This is a genomic window from Legionella qingyii, assembly GCF_003184185.1.
In genome coordinates, this window is record NZ_QHJG01000076.1 from 1 (window position 1) to 2,385 (window position 2,385).

Genomic DNA, 2,385 nt, shown 5'->3' on the forward strand with positions numbered 1-2,385 from the left:
TAATGTCGAAAATATATTGGATCACATATCTTCATGCACTTCAAAAAAAATTATTCTTTTTTAAAAATAATGGTCACTCTTTGTGACCATCTCTCAGGCTTTATGCGCGCAATCCAGTAAAGGCAGCATTAAAAATGCGGAATTAAATGAAATATCAACAGACTCTAATTAATAAATTAGGTATATTGACCAATGTAATCCAGAACAGGTCTGTCACAACTTTTAGCATTTTCTTTTTGTGTCACACTTAAAATAGGTTGGCCTATTTTAAATAAATAATTACTTAGCTTCTCTAATTTCTTCGGATCGATAGTGAGTTCATACAATTGATTTTTATAATCTACGATCATTGATTGAACATCTTTTACATCAGAAAAATTAAATAATTTTACCTTATCTCCTTTCTGAGGCATTGAGAAAAAGCATGGTGATGAACTCTCTATACCCTGACATAACCTGGATGCTTGTTTATTGATATGCTTGCTGCAATTACTGAGAAATCTAAATTTTGCAATGTCTAGATCACATAGCTGAATTAATCTCAATAAATGGGTGCAATGATGTTCACTGAGCCCATTTAGAAATTCAGTGAATAAAACATTGACCCGAAATTGCTTCATGAGCTCGTTTTCATCTTGTGCATAAGTTTGAATTATGTCATCTAAAAATTGATTAATCCGTGCCTTTAGAGACTCATTACTTGTATTAAAGAGCAACAATGCATTAAATAACCGTTCAGGTTCAAACCAATAAACGCCAAGTTCATGGTACTTACAATTTTGTACAATATCAAACCATTTAATCGTTTGCTTATGACCAGTAAAGCATGGAAACCAACCTGTATCCATTTTTACAGGAAGAATAATATCTTGGATAATACCTTCATAAGCTGTTTCCAAAGCTTTAGGTTTATTTGCTGCAATTAATGGCAACAACACAGTAAGAATTGTATATGCCTCAGGAAATACTGTATTTTCTTTATCCCATAGACTAGAAGTTTGTCGCGTGACGAGGATAGAAAGCTCAAATCGAGTAGTAAATAGCGAAACAACTAGTTTACAACAATTTATAAAAGCATGCGTATTTATAAATGGTTCTTCCCTTTTTTCTATTTCTTCGGATAACTCATGGTAAATGGGCTCCAATTCTTTACTTGTGGCTTTTAAATCCGGATTATATTTAAATAACCATTTACCTAATATCTGTATTTCATAATCCAGATCAGAATAATTCTTTGCAGTATGAAGTGCAATAAATAGATCCAGCAAGTATTCTTCATTCTCTTTATATTTAATTTTTGAGCCATACAAGAAATTCACATCTACTAACTGATATTCATATAAACGATGGAAAAATTTCTCTGTCTCCTTTTTGAATTCTGAAAATTCAACTTTATTCGTTTGCAAATAATAGTATCGTTCAACTAATTCCATTAAGTGAGGTAACAAAGCAATTGGCATGCGACCACGAGCTTTTAAATTAACAAAAACTTTTTTGCGCATCAGATCCCAAAAGTTTTTGAAAATTTCAGTATCTACACTAACTTCTCTTTCAGTTTGCTTACATAGTTTTAGACGAGCTAATTCATCTATTGTAACAATACTTAATTTTTTATCAGCTCTATATGTCGATAATTCAAATTGCCATTTTTCTAAGTGTTTACAGAAACTTAGTTTTCTATATAAAGTATTACCACCGTAGCCAAGATAAAAATTAAAGAGATTTACTGTTTCATTAAGCGATGAAAAATCATTTAAATCCTTTTCATTGGTCAATGTCGGTATTAATATTTTTAAATAATTAATTTTGGTCAGAGGACCAAGCTCCCGAGCCAAGTCAATCCAATGAAGATTAATCGCAGAAGGATTAAGCATATAATCATCGTCATCAACAATTGCCGCCCACCGAGTTTTATAGCAATCAAGAAGAAAAAGAAAATCATCCTGATTTAAAGTATCAGTGGGATTACTTTTAGAAAAATGCTCTAATAGACGTTCACGTAGCTTCTGATCACATGGAGAGAGAGGGCTTTCCTTTTCTAAAGTTTCAATAAAATCCAAAATTCGTTGGACTAACATAAACTACAACCTATCCTTAAACAAATTAACTTAAACTAAAGTTAAATAAAAATCAATTATAAAAACCCATGAGGAAAACACGTATTTGAAGGAAATTAAATATAGATTAATCAAGCATGAATCTAAGTTCAAGTGGTTCGTTGACAAGGAACTCAATGCCTCCAAGCACTATTCATGGTTTTTTATGGAAGATTTCATTATTGAAAAAAAAAAGCGGCCATAAAGCCGCTTTTCAAGAATAAAATCCTGGCGATGACCTACTTTCACATGAGGAGACCTCACACTATCATTGGCGCGGGCTCGTTTC

The 2,385-nt window shown here is 32.0% G+C and carries 1 protein-coding gene; it reads right to left on the reverse strand.

What is annotated here, in order from left to right; all coding sequences use genetic code 11:
- Positions 1-176: 176 nt before the first annotated feature.
- The gene (locus tag DGG96_RS20460; RefSeq protein WP_110144303.1) at positions 177-2,078 is read right to left on the reverse strand and encodes a hypothetical protein; all 1,902 of its coding nucleotides are present in this window, start codon (positions 2,076-2,078) and stop codon (positions 177-179) included.
- Positions 2,079-2,385: the final 307 nt, after the last annotated feature.